This window comes from Rothia mucilaginosa, from assembly GCF_001548235.1.
In the GTDB taxonomy this organism is placed as follows: Bacteria; Actinomycetota; Actinomycetes; order Actinomycetales; family Micrococcaceae; genus Rothia; species Rothia mucilaginosa_B.
Window position 1 is genome coordinate 1,036,851 of the sequence record NZ_AP014938.1, and the last position, 16,610, is coordinate 1,053,460.

Consider the following 16,610-nt stretch of genomic DNA (forward strand, 5'->3'; position numbering starts at 1 on the left):
GCTTTGGTGGACGAAACCTGCAAGCTGGGCTTGTATGTGACGGTAGAACCCAGTGTAGATGCCATCCATATGCCGGACGATGCGCATCGAAACTTTACAGCTCACGGATTGCGTCCGTCGATAAGTGTACATACCCGCGAGGGCAAGAAAAACCACCCTCAGAAAACGTGGCGTCACTTTTGATCAATGACCAAAAAATTGTGGCTTATCAGCGCGTTATTACGGGGGGTCGGTGGAGGAAATTTGCAGAAACTCGCAGGAAACTTCCAGCTATGAATATTGTTCAAAACCCCGAAAAAACGCCCGCATGACACCCCGACGATTTCCAGCATGGCCCCGACGATTTATGGGTGAGTTATGGCAGACCTCAGTGCCCAACCCTAAAACACCGGAATATCCGTAGGATCAGCACCCGCAGCCCAATCATGAGACGCCGCAAAACCAGCAACCATCGGCAAAAAACGAGGCGCCGCATAGCCGCGCACAGCATACGCAGTCGCCACCGCATCCGCAGCAGCCTCCAGACGAGAGGTCGGAATCAGCGCCATCACCGCGCCACCAAAACCACCACCCACAATACGGGCACCCAGCGCACCCTGATCCAGGCACACCTGCACCGCATCATCAATCTCAGGGCGAGAAACACGCAACTCATCACGCATCGACACAAACGACTCCGTGAAAATACGGCCCGCCTCCTCAAACGCCGCGAAACCAAGCTCATCAGCATGCTGCAGTAGATAGCTCGCACGACCCACCAGAGTCATATCGTGGAACGCATGACGCACCCAACCGCGCGGGAACGAACACGGACGACCCGCATCCTCCAGGGCGTCCAGGGCGCGATTCACCGAAGAATCCACCAAATCAGCACGCCACGCCTTCGCCGCGCGCGCATCCATACCCGCGCAGGACAAGTCCTCCGGCAACGCATCACGCAAAAAACGCAGACCCAAAGCCTCAGCGCAGGCCTCAGACGCCGCACGACGAGCCGCAAAACCGCCATCCGTCAGCTCATGCGGAGTGTTCGTATCAATCACCAAAAAACTCAGGCCGTGCTGGGCAATATCCACCGCAACCGGCTCAATCGAAAAATCACGGAAATCCACCACAAGCGCCTGCTCAGGATGCGAACGCAACGACGCCGTCTGATCCAGACCACCCGTCTGCGCGCCAGCCACCTTATTCTCAGCCGTAATACACACCTGAGCCAGACGCGCACGCAACGCATCACTATCAGCTGGGGAAGCATCCGCCTCCGGGCAATCCTTACGCACCGGACACGAAAGCTCCAACAGTGCCAACGCCGTCGAACACTCCAAAGCCGCCGACGACGACAAACCGCCACCCACCGGAACACGAGAATTAATCAGCAGGTCAGCGCCAAACTCATCGGGCAGCATAATATCCCTGCCGCCCTCCTGATTCATCGCCCACGCAACACCCGCCACATAGGTGAACCAGCCCTTCAAATGACCCGGCTGAATATCACGAATCACAACCGTGCGCTCATCGCCGGGCATCTGCAACGACGAAGCACGCAACACGCCATCACGACGCAACGCACCCGCCACATAGGTGCGGTACGGCAGCGGCATCGGCAGGCACGAGCCACCCAAAAAATCAATGTACTCGCCCAAAAGATTCAGACGCCCAGGTGCCGACCACACACCATCCGGCTCATAACCATACGCAGTAATAAACTCCTCACGAACGCGGGCAATCTCCGCGCTATGGTCGGGAAGAGCCGCCCACTGGGCGGTAGTGGTCATCGACATGGAACACCTCTGATAAAGCCCAACAGGGCACTAAGACATCAACGACACCCCACCCGCACCCGATACACCCCGGATGTGAGCACGTGTCACCTCTAGACTAAAACAGAAAACCAGCGAACATCGACTCAGCCGCCAAACCGCACCGGTATCAGCGCGCGGCAGGGCAACCCAACGCACGCAAAAGCCCCGCACCCCCACGAGGGGGCACGGGGCACCATACATAACTAATAAACCAAAAGAAAGGCCAAGCGATTACGCATCCTGCGTATAGGGCTCCTGCACCACCATCATCGAATCAATCGCGGAAAGCAGATCCTGACGGTAACGGTTAAACGCATTCTCAATCAGAGGAACATCGCCACTCGCCACAGCCTCCTGCGGCGAAATCAGCGGCAGAGTCTGATATTCCTCCACCAGGCTCAACGCAATATGAGTCAACAAACGAGCACGACGCAGCGCCTCCGCATGACCCAAACCAAGCGCCTGGAACTCATGAGCCATGGCCACCACAGGCTTCAACTCACGCGGGTGCAGAGTCAGGCTCAAACGCACCACCTCAGGGCACTCACGAATCGGGTACAGCAGAGAGAACAAAAGATCACCGCGGCGAATCATCGAAGCACGAATAGCCTCCGGATTTGCCTCAGCCTCCTCAGACATCGACTTCGGGGCACGAGCCAGAATGTAATCCGCCAACAGGATCAGAAGCTGCTGCTTATTCTTCACGTGGTAGTACAGGGCGCCGGGAGCCACGTGAAGCTCCTGAGCGAGTCGGCGCATGGAAAGGTCCGCCAAACCGTAGGTCGCCAAGACCTCGTAGGCGGTATCTAGAATCTTTTCACGGGAAAGTACCACCCTTTCATTTTAGGGTGTTCAAAACTGTGAAGTGAGCAAGATGCACCCTGTGGCAAACAAAAACCCCACAAATACGCGGCACAAACCCAAAAACCAATGTTGATTCTCACTCACCCGGAGCGAACGTTTCGCGTTTCACGGGCAGTTTTACCATCAAAACGCTCCAGCACACGCAGAAAGAGGCGGTCGCCCACGCTCTCGGCATAAAATCACGTCTTAAACCGCTCAAAACCGCCAAGACAGGCAAACCTCGCGGGCGCACAGGGCAAAAGGGGGTGTTTAATATTCGGTATGAGCAATGCATTTTCTGAACTAATCGAGCGCGCCACCGCAGGTGAAGGCCTCAACCGCGAAGAAATCCACACCCTCCTCGTGGACGGTGAAGGCCAGGACTTCGCCCTCATCGAGGCCGCCTCCGTTGTGCGCCGCAACGAATTCCGCAACATGATTGCGATCCACACCGAAGACGAAGCACTCGCCGAGGCGCTGGGCACCCGCTCCATCGCCGTGGACTCCTACGACGTGCTGGATATCTCCCGCGACATCGACTCCGAAGAACTCGCGGCAACCATCGAACGTATTGCTGAATCCTCCGCCATCGGCGTGACCGTACTGCTGCCCGAAAATGCAGTGCCCATGATGCTCATGCGCGTACTGTCCATCCTGCGCCTGGCGGCACCCGCCAAGGTCATTCACCTGCCCGAAGGCTACGAACAGTCCCTGCGCTCGCTGACCTCCCTCGCAATGCACGTGGTCAGCGCTATCACCATTACCGACGACATTGAGCAGTGGCCCATGGTCAACGAGGTACTCAAGGCACTGCGTCACGGCGGCATCGTCATCTCCGGCACCGGTGGACGCGACGCCCTCGCGGGTTACCTGCGCTACCTCTCCGACCTCGGCGTGGACCTCATGGGTCACCGTGATGCACGCGGCTCCGCCTGCGGCTCGGTCGATGGTGGCGGCTGTGGCTGTGGTTCGGGTGGCTGTGGCAGCCACGAAGAGCCGGCACCTTCCTCCGGTGGTTGCGGCTGCGGTTCGGGCGGATGCGGTTCTTCCGCTGAAGCTCCGGCTGAGCCTCACGGCCACTCCCACGGTGGTGGCGGTTGCTGCGGCGGCCACGACGAGCCGAAGGAAGAGAAGGGTGGCTGCTGTGGCGGCCACGACGAGCCCGAGCCGGTCGTAGAGGAAGCCCCCGCAGGTGGTTGCGGCTGTGGTGCTGGCGGTTGCGGCTCCAAGTAGCTCGCTAGGGTAGTGACTACCTCAAACCTTATATTCCAAATATAGAATTTCCCCTGAATAACCTGCTGAAAAGCAAGGATATTCAGGGGAAAGCTCTATATTCCATACAAGGCATTAGGCTTAGCGGTAAACAACACCAGAATAAACGCTACAGAACCCCCATATCCCGAAAGCGGTATGCGCCACTCCGGTAGAGTAGAAAGACATAGCCGACTAATCCTAGCCGTGCGAAAGGAACAACACCGGACTAATGCTTTACCTCTCCGTTATCGTCATGATCCTGATTGCGACCGTGTTCATGGTCAGCGTCGGTGATCGACTCAACCTTCCCTGGCCGGTCATGATGACCCTGCTCGGCGCCGCCGCGCTCTTCATCCCCAACCGACCGGACCTCACCATCGACAGCGACATCATCCTGCCGATCTTCCTTCCGCCGCTGCTGTGGGCCATCGGCATTAAATTCTCCTGGGGCACCCTGCGCCGCCGCTGGAAATCTGTACTGCTCTACTCGGTGCTACTCACCACCGTCTCCGCCCTGGCAATTGCCGGCGCAGCCATGTGGTGGGTCCCCGGCATGACCGTCGCTGTTGCTCTCGCCGTGGGTGCTGCCGTCTCCCCGCCCGACCCCGTCGCCGTGGAAGCAGTCGCTGAGCCCGTCGGCATTCCCCGACGCCTCATCGGTACTCTGCAGACCGAAGGTAGCTTCAACGACGCTATCGCAATCGTTCTCTTCCACGCCGCAATACACTCCATGACCAGCGGCCACCACATTGACCCGCTCTCCGTTGCCAAGGACTTCGTGCTCGGCTCGATCCTGGCGGTCATTATTGGTTACATCTTCGGTTGGCTCGGCGGCTACGTTCGCCAGCGCGCTCACGACGTGGTCACCAGCAACGCCGTGACCCTCGTGATCCCCTTCGGCGCCTACCTCGCGGCTGAAAGCGTGCACGCCTCCGGCGTTATCGCCGTGGTCATCGGCGCTATCCAGTTCACCAGCACCAAATACATGGCGGCACTCGAAGCGGAAGAACGTCTCTCCTCCACCTCCTTCTGGCAGATCATTGAGCTGCTCATGACCGGTGTCGCCTTCGGCCTCATCGGCCTGCAGGCAAGTAGCATCATCGCCACCGCCGACCCCTCCCGTATCGCGGGCCTCTTCGCTGACGGCGCCCTGGTTGCCCTGGTCGCCATTCTCGTGCGCCTCATCTGGTTCACCATCGTCTGGCTTGCCGGACGCAAGAACCCCATCCACGAGGGCGCTCCCGAAAGCTTTGCCGAAGTTATCGTCATGACCTGGTCCGGCATGCGAGGCCTCGTAACCCTGATTCTTGCCCTGTCCATCCCCGTGGTCAACGGCACCGAACAGGTCCGCCAGGACGCCATCGTCATGATGCTCTCCGTACTCTTCTTCACCCTCGTGCTGCCCGGCCTGACCCTACCCATGCTCGTGAAGGTCCTTGGCGTTCAGGCTAACCACGAAGAAGAAACCGCCGTACCCGAACTACTCAAGATTGCGCAGGATGCGGCTCTTGAAGCACTGCAGGCGGAGGCGAAGGCAACCACCGACCCCGAGACCTACGCGCGCGTGAAGGAAATGTGCTCCGCTATTACCCGCCGCGATGAAATTAGCGAGGCGCTACCCGAAGAATACAAGCAGCACATGGAGAAACTTAAGGACAAGAGGAACGACTTTGTACGCCTGCGCGACGCCGCCCTCGTCGCCGCACAGAACGAGGTCATTGCCGCCCAGGACCGTTACGACTCCCACGACGTGACCCGCGTGGTGCGTAAGCTGGACATCCTGGCGCAGGCAGAAAGCATCCGCTCCTCCGGCATGTTCATTCTGCCCGCCATGACCGCCGGCGCGGTTGCCATGGAACGCTACAACCTCTGGAAGAAGCACCAGGGCACCCTGAGCACCCGCGCAATCCCCGTGGTGGAGAACGCGCCCGCCTCGCCCCTGGTCACTAACGAGGTAACCCCCAACTCCTAGCGGGAACCCTCACCGCGTACCCGAACGCCACGTTTCTGCCCCCCGCCTACTGCCCGCAAGTTATAAGGTCCCTCCTCTTTAACTCACAGGCAATAGACGGGGGCAGAGGCAGATTAAGCCTCAACTATCACCTAAAATGAGACAGGAACGTAGTGAACGTACGTTAGCTCTCTCAAACTCACGAACACATTGAAAGTAGACATGGACTTCAAGACTCTCTCGCCTGCGTACCTGACCTCCCTCGGCGTGATTTTTTGTGGCGCGCTCATGGTCGGATCCTCTATTCCCTGGCTCTTCTGGCTGGGCTGGATCCTTCTCATCCTTGCGTTGGGTCTGAACGTCCTTGCCTTTGTGCTGTCCGTGGGTAAGGCGAAGGGCGACCCGACCCCCGCACTGGTGACCAACCTGGACGGTTTCGAATCCTCCGTGGAGAACCGTATCCGCGAGCGCGCAGAGCACCGCCGCGAAGAACGAGAAGCCGCTGAACACGAGGCTACTACGCAGGAAGTAGCTCCCGCTGAAGCCCCTGAGGCTGTTGAAGCCGCTGAGCCCACCGAAGCTACCGAAGCTACCGAGGTTCGCGAGGAAGAGCCCACCGAATCTCAGCCGATTGTTGCCCCCGCCCCCGGTCGCATGAGCGTTCTGCCCTCGCGCCCCCGTTCGGGTCGCACCCCCAAGCCCCGCTCCAACGCACGCTAAGGCAGGTCGGTCGTGAATACGAAGTTTTTGCTCTCCCCGGCGTACCTGGTTTCAATTGCTTTGATGCTTTCCGGTGCGGTGCTTTCCGGTGGCCGGTTCATGCTGATCGGCTGGATTCTGTGCATTGTGGGCGTCTGCCTGAACGCCATGACCTTGGTCGTGCTGACGAACCGCGAGCAGCTGTACACCATGGACGCGAAGGCGGTTCGCGCCTCCCGCCGCGGCTTTGATGACCGCCCCGCTGTGGTGCAGCGCCTGGACGGCGATTCCGCCGCTGGTGAGGCTGAAGTAGAACTCGCCGAGGATGCCGCAGAAGAACCTGCTGAAGCACTTGTTGAAGCACCCGCGCAGAAGACCAACTAGGCATACCCCCTAAGACGCTAAAACCCCCTCAGAGAACATCTGAGGGGGTTTCTTGATGCCTGTGCACTCACGATGTTTAGCGCTGAGTACCCAGCCTCTGTGCCGCGAAATCCGCGTACTCCTGCACGTGCGCGCGAGCTTGCTTGGTCAGCGCCTTATTCTCATCCAGGATGCGCGCCGACTGCGCCGCCATCAGCTCCAGGTACTGGCGGTCGCGGGTCTTCTTCCACGCGGTGCGTGCCGCCTCCAGCTCCGCAAAATCGTTGAGCGCCTGACGCTGCATCGTGTAGCGAACCCACATGAGCACCAGAATCAGCACCAGCGGGATGAGACACGCCCAGCTCTGCCACAGCCCGTACAGCGCCGCCGCAATGGCGCCCAAAACAATCAGCACCGGGGAAATCGAGACGATGGGGGAGTCCGGGCGGTTCTTCTGGTTCTTCACGAGTGATTCACGCGCCATAGCGCGGAAGGTGTCAGAGAAGCTGGACGGGTCGTAAGACTGGGCAGGCTCCGGTTGCTGGCTCTTCTGGGACTGGCTCTTGGGAAACTGATCCTTGCCGGGCTGGATCTTACGGGGCTGAGAAGCGGAAGGGCACATAGAAACCTCACGGGGGTACACGGGGAGTAACGGGAAAGCGGGTGTTTCACGTGAAACGGGGGAGTAGGCGGCGAGTACGCGGAAGCGGCTGGCAGACGGGCGCTCGCCGCACCTAAACGCCACCTCGGCAGCTTCTACAGGGAAGCCTCAATAAACTCGTACGCCTTATCCACACAATCGGTGGTGACAGCCTTAACCTCATCGGGGGAGTAGCTGAAAGACGCCGAACGGTCAGCGTAGCGGTGCATGTCGATATCGTTCCACGAATCTCCAATCGTATGCACCTCATAGGAGCTACCCGGATGCTCCGACTGCAGGTACTCCACCAGATGCTGCAGACCGGTGCCCTTTGTGCAGGCGGGCGGCACAATATCCAGGAAATCCTGGTTCTTGTGGCAGTCCACCGAATCACCAAAACGCTCCAGAATCCAGGTGTACGCCGCCTCGCGAACCTGAGCATCCGGAATCCACAGGGGTACACCCACGTACTCGTGGTTCTGCAGGTCATCAGCCGGCAGGGGAGTGAACTCCGGCAGAATATTCGTCGAGGAGCCCACCCTATCGCAGAGGCTGTAATCGTTATCCAGAGTCGTCGCGAACAGAGCCACGCCGTCCACGGTGCTGAAATGCTCGTAGCAGGCCTGCACAACACTCACCGGAAGAGGCTGATGGTAAATCACCCGGTACTGCCGGTCGGTAATCACCGCACCCGTGTACAGCACATGGTAATCAAAGCGGATGGCGGTAGGATTCAACGCCAGCTGCGTCGCAAAAATGCTCTTACCCGTGCACGAAACCGCCAGGTTACCCTCCGCCTGCCAGCGGGCAATCGCCCGCTCGGTGGCAGGCTCCACGGCACGGTTAAACAGGATCGTGCCGTCAAGATCGAAAGCCATCAACTTGGTCATAGAAACTCCTTCACAGGGAGGGGGCGCGCCAATAGTTCGCACATGCCGCCCCCTGCATAAAACCTGCATAAAATAGGGATGCGGCCGGTACCTCTCAGTGTACCGACCGCACCCCCGCCACTTGAGATATAGCCCCTGAATCTCACGCCTTCGCAGAAGGGTGAGGGGACTTATCCACGAATTCTTAGAGAGCCAGGAAGCCCAGGTAAGAACCGAGGATACCCACGGCAAACAGAGCGAAAATCAACCAGATAGCGTTGACCTTCTTCTTCAGCAGCCACATGCACAGGAAGCACAGACCCAGCGACGCAAGGCCCGGCAGCAGATCGTTCAGCACCGACTGAACGGTCACATCCACCATCGCGCCAGCCTGGTTCTTATAGCTGGTCAGCGGCAACGGAATGTTCACGCTCGTCCAGCGGTACACCAGCGCACCCATCACAAACAGACCCATCACAGACGCGCCCTGCGTAATCTTCTGCAGGGTGTTGCCGCCCGCCTCAGTCACAATCTGGGTACCCTTCTCGTAACCGTACTTGAAACCGTACCAGCGGGTCGCCCAGCGAATCGCGGTCAGGCCGAAGAAGAACAGTAGCGGGCCCAGAATATTACCGGTCACCGCCAGGGACGCACCCAGAGCAGCCAGCACAATACGTGCGGTACCCCAGAAAATCGGGTCGCCCACACCGGCCAGTGGGCCCATCAGGCCCACCTTAACGTTGGTGATGGCGGCTTCGTCAATGTCCTTACCGGCTGCCTTCTCACGCTCCATCGCAGCGGTCACACCCATAATCGAGGATGCAACCCACGGCTGGGTATTGAAGAACTCCAGGTGGCGGGTCAGCGCCTCCGCCTGGTCTTCCTTCTTGGTGTAGAAGCGCTTAATAGCCGGAATCATGGAAACCGCGAAACCGATGGACTGCATACGCTCAAAGTTGAACGAACCAAGCAGGAAAGTGGAGCGGATGTAGGTTTCGACCTTATCGCGCTGGGTGAGCTCGGGAACTTCAACGAGCTCGACGTTCTTGTTCTCAGTCATGATGATGCTCCTTACTCGAGCTCGTTATCGAGGTCGTTTGCTGCGGCTGCCGGTGCTGCGGCGGGTACCTCGCTCTTATGGAAGAGCGGGTTCAGCTGGGTATACAGCAGACCCAGGCAAGCGCCCACAATACCGATAGCAACCAGGTTGAACTGTGCCTGACCGGACAGGGTTGCGACGAGGTCCTTCGCGCCTTCGGTGCCAGCAATCGAAATCGACTGGGTTGCCGGGATAGCGGCAGCGGCAATGAAGCCGAGGAAGAAGAAGGGCATGAGAGCCTTCGAACGCATCATGTTAATGACCATTGCGAAACCGACCACGGTAATCATGCCACCGGCAATACGCAGACCGATGGTCACCTGTTCCGGAATCATGCCCAGCAGGCGGGTCAGCTCTTCGGAGCTAATCAGAGCCACAATAGCGGTCGGGATAGCAACACGCAGACCCTGCAGAGCCATACCGCTGATGTGCATCAGCTCAATACCGCGGAAGTTCGCCGTCTTCGCGAAATTATCCGCCTGATGCTGGAAGAACACCGTAATGGTACGAACAAAAATGGTCAGAACCTGACCTGCTGCAGCCAGCGGCACAGCAATAGCAATACCGGTGGTGATGTCCTGGTGACCCTGAATCACAACAATAGCGGAGATGGTGGACGCCAGAGCCGAGTCGGGAGCCATAGCGGCACCAACATTCATCCAGCCCAGGGCGATGAGCTCCAGTGCGCCACCGAGCATAATGCCGGTAGTCGGGTCACCCAGCGCAAAACCCATCAGGGTACAAGCAACCAGGGGGCGGTGGAACTGACGCTCGTCCACCACGGATGCGACGCCCGCAATGAACGCCACGAGAACAACGAGAATAAACGTCAGGGCGCTCATGCGTCCAGGCCTTTCTGCTTAAGAATCTTTTCCAAATCAACCGGGGAGTGGTTGGGCAGCTGCTGCACCGTCAGCTTCACACCGCGCTTAATGAGTTCGCGGTAGGCTTCCAGGTGCTCCTCGGAGGCGTACACTGCGTCCGAAAGCTGAACCATGCCGGTCTTGAAGGTGACGCCACCAACGTTTACTTCGTTGATCTTGACGCCTTCGTCGAGCAGTCGCACCACGTCAACGGGGGATTCCACGACGAACATGGTCTTCATGCCGGTGTACTTGGGGTTGTTGTACACGCGGCCCGCCTTAGCGATGTCCAGGACGTTGGTCTTCACGCTGGTCGGTGCGACCTGCAGCAGCAGGGACTTGCGCAGCGGATCGTGTGCCGCGTTATCTGATGCCGCAATGAAGGTCTGCGGTGCGATATGCGGAACCCAGGTGCCTGCCACCTGACCGTGAATCAGGCGGGAGTCGATGCGGGTGAAGATGGCGTCCATGGTGCCGCCGGGAACCTGCTGAGCAGTCGGAACCTCGACCGCCTTGGTCTCTGCGGGCTTCGCCTCGGCGGGCTTGGCGGCTGCGGGCTGGTTCGCCTCCTGGAAGGAGCGAATACCCTTAGTGCCAGCCTTGTGCGCCTTGGCGACCAGGGACTTGAGGGTTGCGTTCTTACGGCCTGCGCCGGAGATGACCTCAATAAGCATCGGTACGTTGACACCGGAGACGACGTCGACGCCCTCGCGGGTGGCTGCGAACTGCGCACCGGCGTTGTAGGGGCTACCGCCGAAGAGGTCGACCAGCAGCAGGGTTTCTTCTGCTTCAGACGCCTCAACGATGCGGGTGTACTCTTCGACGAGATCTTCGGGGCCCTGACCCGGCAGGAACGTGACCGGGTGGACGTTTTCGAAGTTACCGAGGATCATGCCGGCGGTCTTCAGCAGAGCCGGAGCCGACTCGCCGTGTGCCGCCACAATGATAGTGACCATAGTGGTCCTCTCGTGTTCGTGACATGGTGTGTAGTGGCCCCGTGAGGAGCCTCATAATCCTCAGATAGTAACACGTATATTGTGTGTTTTGTGGGTTTCTTTTGGTTTTTCACACTTTAGGTTCTTGTGACATTTTTTCAAGTGTTGGAATATGGGTTTTTGGTATCAAAACACGTATTTATTGCCAGGGTGTAAAAAATTTAAACAGAACACCCAAAAAAGGTTGCCCACACGAAGGGTGAGGCGTTATTTTCGCGAAAAATCGGGAGTATTGGCATCTCGCAAGTGGGCTGACGAGGTGCTTGGTCTGAAATATCTGAATCGCGAGGGTGTGGGGAAATGATTTACGAAGAAAATACCGAATAAAAAATGGATGCCCGAATCAAAAGATGTGGGATTTATAAAAAAACCAACATTTTCCTGCGGTCTGTCCACAGAATGGTATTTCTGGAATGCGCCGCCATGAACCGTCATTTAAAAATCTAAATCGACGCGCTAACGCGCGAAAGAAAACCCGGGGCACAGAAAAGCAGGGCATAGAAAAAGCGGGACACAGAAAAAGCGACCGAGAACCCCCGGTCGCTTCCTGCCGAACATGCGCTACGCGTTAATGCCCCACATATCCCGCGCCAGACGCGCAATATGAATCGTCAAATACGTCAACTCATCACGAGTGAGGCTATGCTTCAACTGCATCTGCAGCACCAGCAAAACCTTCTGCGCACACGCGTAGGCGCGCGGTGCATCCGCACGAAGAGCCGCCAACAAACTTGGCTGCGACACCTCATCAATATCCTCCGTGCGATTCGCGGAGGCGCGGCTCGCCCGCACAAACAGGTACCGCAGATGCGTCACAAAACGTGCCGCACTCATTGAATCCGGGTCGATCTTCCGCTCGTAGCTCGCCTCAATAATTTCAAAAACCTGCGCGAAAACCTCAGTCATGCGGAATGCCTGAGACATATCCGCCGTCGCAAATTGCGCGTTGACCAGGTGCAACGCCAAAGGAATAGCCTCATTCGGGTCCAGTTCAACCTGCAGGCGCTCGCGAACCATCTGCAAAACCGCGCGGCCGTACTCCACCTCGCGCGGGTAGAGAACAGTCACCTCCGGGGCGAGCGGATACTCCACCCGCACCCCATCACGCGCACGAACCACCGCATAGTGCAGGTGATCAGCCAGCGGAAGAATAAACGAGTTCGACAGCTCCAGCGCACCCTCGGCGCGCACCTTCGACTCCAGAAGAGTGGCAATCGACAGAATCTCCGCCGGAATCTCAGACAGAGTCATGCTCAGACGCTCACCCGACATGCCCTGCTCCGGCACAAAGGTCTGCTCCACCGCAGACGGGTCAACCAGCTGACCCTTACGCTTACCAAAAGCAATGCCGCGACCAATCATCACGGACTCCTTGCCGTGATGATCCACCGTGAGGACAACATTATTGTTATAAATACGGCTAATGCGCATTCGTCGTCCTCCTTCACGGTTGTTGGGTCGCCGGAACAGAAACGGCAAAATCAAAAGATACGCAAAGGTGATTGAGTGTTACCTAAGCTAGTACAAATTCTACCGAAAGTTTGAAGCCGCCATGAAGGGTTAACGAGCAAATCCGGGGTAAAGCTGTGCTCCAGCTGTGATGCGGGCAAGCATTCCATAAGTTTGCGGCTGAAAACCAGCTCCCGCCCCGCCGTGAACCCTAAATCGCGATACTCTTAATCACATGAGCAGCAAAGCAACCGAAATCGCAAAGAACCTTCCCACGCTAGAGCACCCGGACGGTAGCCCCATCCGCGCCCTTGTCGTTGACGACGAGGAAATGCTCAAGGAACTCGTCAGCATGGGTCTGAAAATGATCGGCTGGGATGTGCAGTCCGCAGGTGACGGCCCCTCCGCGCTCGCGATTGCCCGCGATTGGCGCCCCGACGTGCTTGTGCTGGACATTATGATGCCCGGCTTCGACGGCCTGGAGCTGCTCTCTCGTATCCGTAAGTTCTACCCCGAAGTTCCCTGCCTCTTCCTGACCGCTAAGGACTCGGTCGATAACCGTATCGAAGGCCTTGCCGCCGGTGCGGACGACTACGTGACCAAGCCCTTCTCGATGGAAGAAGTAATGATCCGTCTGCACCGCCTGGTGCAGCGCTCCGGCGTTGCCGCCATTGACGACGCTGAGCTGGTCGTCGGCGACCTGGTGCTGAACCAGGACACCCGCGAGGTGACCCGCGGTGGCGAGCAGATTAACCTCACCGCAACCCAGTTCGACCTGCTGCGCTACCTCATGGAGAACGCGAAGCGCGTGGTCTCCAAGAGTCAGATTCTTGATAATGTCTGGAACTACGATTTTGGTGGTCAGGCAAATATTGTGGAGCTGTACATCTCGTACCTGCGTAAGAAGATTGACGTGGGCCGCGAACCGATGATTCACACCGTGCGCGGTGCCGGTTACGTGCTACGTCCCGCCGTCTAAGTTTATTCTCTGCTCTTCATATGGCGCGGTATAACACCCGGTTATACCGCGCCATATCAGTTATATTCCGTATTTCGAATATAGAAAGAAAGGATGCTCGTGGGCTCCTACTCACCCGGTGAACCCGCCTCCCCGGATAACGAAGCAACCCGCCCCCTGCACGCGGGTGCCCCCGCACGAGACGGTGCCGCGCCCTCTCCGGGGAACTTCTTCGTGCGCCTACGCGCCGCCTGGAAAAGCATGAGGAACCCCGAGGCGTCCCCCGAAGAACTCGGGTACGTACCCCACCTGCGTTCGCGCCTTATTGCTATCCTCGTGGCGGCCCTCGGCATTGCCTGCCTCATCATCGGCCTGTCCACCTACGTGACCCTGCAGAACTCCCTCTACCAGCAGGCACAAAGCGACCTCAAAGAAACCAGCCACCGCGTAGTGCAGCCGACCTCCCGAGACGGCAAGCGAGAAGAAGTGGACTGCAGTGACCTGCAGAGCAGCAAATCCCTCTTTGCGCCCGGTCAGGCGGCCGGAACTATCATCACCTGCGTGGAATCCGAAGGTGCCGTAGAAATCGCCAGCAAGCTCACCAAGGACGGCACCGTACAAGCCCTCTCCGCCAATGACCAGGTAACCCTCGGAACCATGGCGCTAAACGCCACCAAAGAAGAAATCCGAGAGGTCAAGCTGGAATCCGGCCTGTACCTCATCAAAATCACCCCGAAGGCCAATAGCGATGCCGACGCCCAGGTGGTCGGTATTCCGCTCGCCAACATACAGCAGACCCTCACCATCTTCGTGATTGTGGTAGCCCTCGGCTCCATCGCCGTGATGGTCGGTGCCGGCGTGGCGGGCTCCTACATTATTCGCGGCACCATGAAGCCCCTGGAGCGAGTCTCCGCGGTGGCAACCGATGTTGCGCACCTGGATTTGGAAGAGCACACCATCTCCTCGGCGGTGCGAGTGGAACCGCGCGATTCCGACCCGCGCACCGAAGTAGGCGCCGTGGGCTACGCCCTCAACCAGCTGCTGGATAACGTGAACTCCGCTCTCGAGGTGCGCGAACGCACCGAACACCAGATTCGCGCCTTCATTGCGGACGCCTCCCACGAGCTGCGTACGCCCCTTGCCGCCATTAAGGGCTACTCCGATATGCTCCGCTGGACCGAGCCGCTCAGTGAATCCGGCCAGTCCTCCCTGGCGCGTATCGACTCGCAGACCGAACGCATGTCACGCCTCGTTGAAGACCTGCTGACCCTTGCCCGCCTGGACGAGGGCCGTGAGCCCAAGTTTGAGCTCGTCGACCTGACCGAGCTGGTACTTGAATGTACCTCCGACATGCAGGCGGCGGCCCGCACCCACGAATGGCACCTGAACCTGCCCGACGAACCGGTCGAGGTCGTGGCGGATCGCTCCCAGATTCAGCGCGTGATCCTAAACCTGCTCTCGAATGCCCGCAAGCACACCGATGAGGGTACGCGCGTGACTGCGGGTCTGGCCGTGGATGCTGCACGCCGCGAGGCTGTAGTGACCGTGACCGATAACGGTCCGGGCATTGCCCCTGATTTCTTGCCGAAGATTTTTGACCGCTTCACCCGCGCCGATAAGGCACGCTCCGGTTCGGATGGAACCACCGGCCTGGGCCTGGCGATTGTGCAGGCGATTGTGCAGGCGCACGGCGGTTCGATTCAGGTGCAGAGCCAGCCGGGTCATACAGTCTTTACGGTGCGTCTGCCTTTGGAGTCGGCGCGCGCCTAATGCGCTCACTCGGTGGTTCACTGGGCGGGTAGTTGGGTGGGTGTTCGGGAGGGGCGGGGTGTGTTGTGCACTCCGCCCCTTTGGTTTGCATTTTTGGGCTGTTATAGCGCTCTGACGTGCCAAAACACTAAATTGCTTGTTGAGTAAACATTAAATCTGCACTTCAAGTTTATTGCCTTGAGTGCAAATATGTGGTGAATCTAACCCTCGAATAGTTACTCCCGGTGAAACATTACGCGTATTGTAAAAAGCATGGCTAATCTTGTTGAATCCCCCGCAAATATCACGGACAAGCGTTCCGCCCGCAAGGCAGAGAACCGCATCGCAATCGTTGAGGCAGCAGAATCCCTCATCCTCGAGGGCGGCTACGGCGCCCTCAACGCGGAAGCGCTCGCAGAACGCGCAGGCGTCTCCCGCCGCACCATCTTCAACCACTTCGCCTCTGTAGATGACGTGCTGGTCACCCGCATGAACCAGTACTTCAACCGCATCTTCGAAGAATGCGACTTCACTATCTCCGGTGAAAACGCAAGCATGGAAGCCGAAATGCTCTCCATCGCCCGCAAGGTCTTCATGAGCAACACCCTCGAAGAGTACATCGCACCCTTCGCGCACCTGCTCTACGCCCTCGAAATGGACAGCCCCGCGAAGTTCGAAGAATACTCGCACGTCATCCTCGAGCGCACCTACGACATCTTCCTCGAACAGTACCTCGCGGCATACCCCGACCTGCCCTACCTGCGCGTGGCAGTCTTCGCCTCCAACCTCTCCGAAACCATCGGTGAAGGCGTCTACTACTACCTCACCCGCGCCGAAGAAATGACGGCCAAGGTCGCAGCGGAAGCCCCCGAAGGTACCCACCCCGAAGCACTCGCCATTGAAGCAATGCGCCAGTGCGTCCTCGAAGCACTCGACTACCTGGGCCGTCTGGTCCAGGGCGAATTCGCAAGCTAAGCCCCATAGCGTCACCGCTCCAACACTCTCGCTTCGGGCACCTCACCTGCAGGTGCCCGGGGCGGGGTGTTTTTTGCCCAAAAACAGGCAGTAGCGTTCGTCAT

Annotated in this window: 15 protein-coding genes; 7 read left to right on the top strand and 8 right to left on the bottom strand. The window is 58.6% G+C overall.

The features are described from left to right. Positions 1 to 380: 380 nt before the first annotated feature. A complete protein-coding gene (locus RM6536_RS03965; RefSeq protein WP_060824127.1) occupies positions 381 to 1,778 on the bottom strand; it encodes a galactokinase in 1,398 nt (465 codons plus the stop codon). 252 nt (positions 1,779 to 2,030) lie between these two features. Next, positions 2,031 to 2,633 (bottom strand): TetR/AcrR family transcriptional regulator, encoded by a 603-nt coding sequence (locus RM6536_RS03970; RefSeq protein ID WP_060824128.1) that lies wholly within the window; start codon positions 2,631 to 2,633, stop codon positions 2,031 to 2,033. Positions 2,634 to 2,924: 291 nt separating this feature from the next. Between RM6536_RS03970 and RM6536_RS03975 the strand changes: the two genes are divergently transcribed. The 4 genes from RM6536_RS03975 (at position 2,925) to RM6536_RS03990 (ending at position 6,930) form a co-directional block, all read left to right on the top strand. Further along, the gene (locus RM6536_RS03975; protein ID WP_060824129.1) at positions 2,925 to 3,875 is read left to right on the top strand and encodes a hypothetical protein; all 951 of its coding nucleotides are present in this window, start codon (positions 2,925 to 2,927) and stop codon (positions 3,873 to 3,875) included. A gap of 250 nt (positions 3,876 to 4,125) precedes the next feature. Continuing rightward, positions 4,126 to 5,868, top strand: a complete 1,743-nt coding sequence (locus tag RM6536_RS03980) for a cation:proton antiporter (RefSeq protein ID WP_060824130.1) — start codon at positions 4,126 to 4,128, stop codon at positions 5,866 to 5,868. A 201-nt stretch (positions 5,869 to 6,069) separates the two neighbouring features. After that, the gene (locus tag RM6536_RS03985) at positions 6,070 to 6,567 is read left to right on the top strand and encodes a hypothetical protein (protein ID WP_060824131.1); all 498 of its coding nucleotides are present in this window, start codon (positions 6,070 to 6,072) and stop codon (positions 6,565 to 6,567) included. A gap of 12 nt (positions 6,568 to 6,579) precedes the next feature. Beyond that, positions 6,580 to 6,930 (top strand): hypothetical protein, encoded by a 351-nt coding sequence (locus tag RM6536_RS03990; protein ID WP_060824132.1) that lies wholly within the window; start codon positions 6,580 to 6,582, stop codon positions 6,928 to 6,930. Positions 6,931 to 7,006: 76 nt separating this feature from the next. Here the strand turns inward: RM6536_RS03990 and RM6536_RS03995 are convergent, their stop codons facing one another. From RM6536_RS03995 to RM6536_RS04020, 6 genes are all read right to left on the bottom strand, one after another. Further along, positions 7,007 to 7,531 (bottom strand): hypothetical protein, encoded by a 525-nt coding sequence (locus RM6536_RS03995; protein ID WP_171840173.1) that lies wholly within the window; start codon positions 7,529 to 7,531, stop codon positions 7,007 to 7,009. A 134-nt stretch (positions 7,532 to 7,665) separates the two neighbouring features. Further along, a complete protein-coding gene (locus RM6536_RS04000; protein ID WP_060824133.1) occupies positions 7,666 to 8,439 on the bottom strand; it encodes an HAD-IIB family hydrolase in 774 nt (257 codons plus the stop codon). 184 nt (positions 8,440 to 8,623) lie between these two features. Beyond that, a complete protein-coding gene (locus tag RM6536_RS04005; RefSeq protein WP_060824134.1) occupies positions 8,624 to 9,478 on the bottom strand; it encodes a PTS system mannose/fructose/sorbose family transporter subunit IID in 855 nt (284 codons plus the stop codon). A gap of 11 nt (positions 9,479 to 9,489) precedes the next feature. Next, complete coding sequence (locus RM6536_RS04010) at positions 9,490 to 10,359, bottom strand: PTS mannose/fructose/sorbose transporter subunit IIC (protein WP_060824135.1); 870 nt, start codon at positions 10,357 to 10,359, stop codon at positions 9,490 to 9,492. Beyond that, a complete protein-coding gene (locus RM6536_RS04015) occupies positions 10,356 to 11,336 on the bottom strand; it encodes a mannose/fructose/sorbose PTS transporter subunit IIA (RefSeq protein ID WP_060824136.1) in 981 nt (326 codons plus the stop codon). Before RM6536_RS04015 ends, RM6536_RS04010 begins: the two co-directional genes overlap by 4 nt. Before the next feature lie 600 nt (positions 11,337 to 11,936). Beyond that, positions 11,937 to 12,806 (bottom strand): PRD domain-containing protein, encoded by an 870-nt coding sequence (locus RM6536_RS04020; RefSeq protein ID WP_060824137.1) that lies wholly within the window; start codon positions 12,804 to 12,806, stop codon positions 11,937 to 11,939. A 253-nt stretch (positions 12,807 to 13,059) separates the two neighbouring features. Between RM6536_RS04020 and RM6536_RS04025 the strand changes: the two genes are divergently transcribed. The 3 genes from RM6536_RS04025 to RM6536_RS04035 all read left to right on the top strand — a co-directional run bounded on the left by RM6536_RS04025 (position 13,060) and on the right by RM6536_RS04035 (position 16,506). Further along, positions 13,060 to 13,803 (top strand): response regulator transcription factor, encoded by a 744-nt coding sequence (locus RM6536_RS04025; RefSeq protein ID WP_049354120.1) that lies wholly within the window; start codon positions 13,060 to 13,062, stop codon positions 13,801 to 13,803. A 93-nt stretch (positions 13,804 to 13,896) separates the two neighbouring features. Next, complete coding sequence (locus RM6536_RS04030; protein WP_231918001.1) at positions 13,897 to 15,552, top strand: sensor histidine kinase; 1,656 nt, start codon at positions 13,897 to 13,899, stop codon at positions 15,550 to 15,552. A gap of 252 nt (positions 15,553 to 15,804) precedes the next feature. Continuing rightward, the gene (locus RM6536_RS04035; protein ID WP_060824138.1) at positions 15,805 to 16,506 is read left to right on the top strand and encodes a TetR/AcrR family transcriptional regulator; all 702 of its coding nucleotides are present in this window, start codon (positions 15,805 to 15,807) and stop codon (positions 16,504 to 16,506) included. Positions 16,507 to 16,610: the final 104 nt, after the last annotated feature.

Coding starts and splice junctions, on each gene's coding strand:
- RM6536_RS04010 (WP_060824135.1), bottom strand. CDS start 10,359: ATGAGCGCCCTGACGTTTATTCTCGTTGTTCTCGTGGCGTTCATTGCG.
- RM6536_RS04030 (WP_231918001.1), top strand. CDS start 13,897: ATGCTCGTGGGCTCCTACTCACCCGGTGAACCCGCCTCCCCGGATAAC.
- RM6536_RS03985 (WP_060824131.1), top strand. CDS start 6,070: ATGGACTTCAAGACTCTCTCGCCTGCGTACCTGACCTCCCTCGGCGTG.
- RM6536_RS03980 (WP_060824130.1), top strand. CDS start 4,126: ATGCTTTACCTCTCCGTTATCGTCATGATCCTGATTGCGACCGTGTTC.
- RM6536_RS04000 (WP_060824133.1), bottom strand. CDS start 8,439: ATGACCAAGTTGATGGCTTTCGATCTTGACGGCACGATCCTGTTTAAC.
- RM6536_RS04020 (WP_060824137.1), bottom strand. CDS start 12,806: ATGCGCATTAGCCGTATTTATAACAATAATGTTGTCCTCACGGTGGAT.
- RM6536_RS03995 (WP_171840173.1), bottom strand. CDS start 7,531: ATGTGCCCTTCCGCTTCTCAGCCCCGTAAGATCCAGCCCGGCAAGGAT.
- RM6536_RS04035 (WP_060824138.1), top strand. CDS start 15,805: ATGGCTAATCTTGTTGAATCCCCCGCAAATATCACGGACAAGCGTTCC.
- RM6536_RS03975 (WP_060824129.1), top strand. CDS start 2,925: ATGAGCAATGCATTTTCTGAACTAATCGAGCGCGCCACCGCAGGTGAA.
- RM6536_RS04025 (WP_049354120.1), top strand. CDS start 13,060: ATGAGCAGCAAAGCAACCGAAATCGCAAAGAACCTTCCCACGCTAGAG.
- RM6536_RS04005 (WP_060824134.1), bottom strand. CDS start 9,478: ATGACTGAGAACAAGAACGTCGAGCTCGTTGAAGTTCCCGAGCTCACC.
- RM6536_RS04015 (WP_060824136.1), bottom strand. CDS start 11,336: ATGGTCACTATCATTGTGGCGGCACACGGCGAGTCGGCTCCGGCTCTG.
- RM6536_RS03965 (WP_060824127.1), bottom strand. CDS start 1,778: ATGTCGATGACCACTACCGCCCAGTGGGCGGCTCTTCCCGACCATAGC.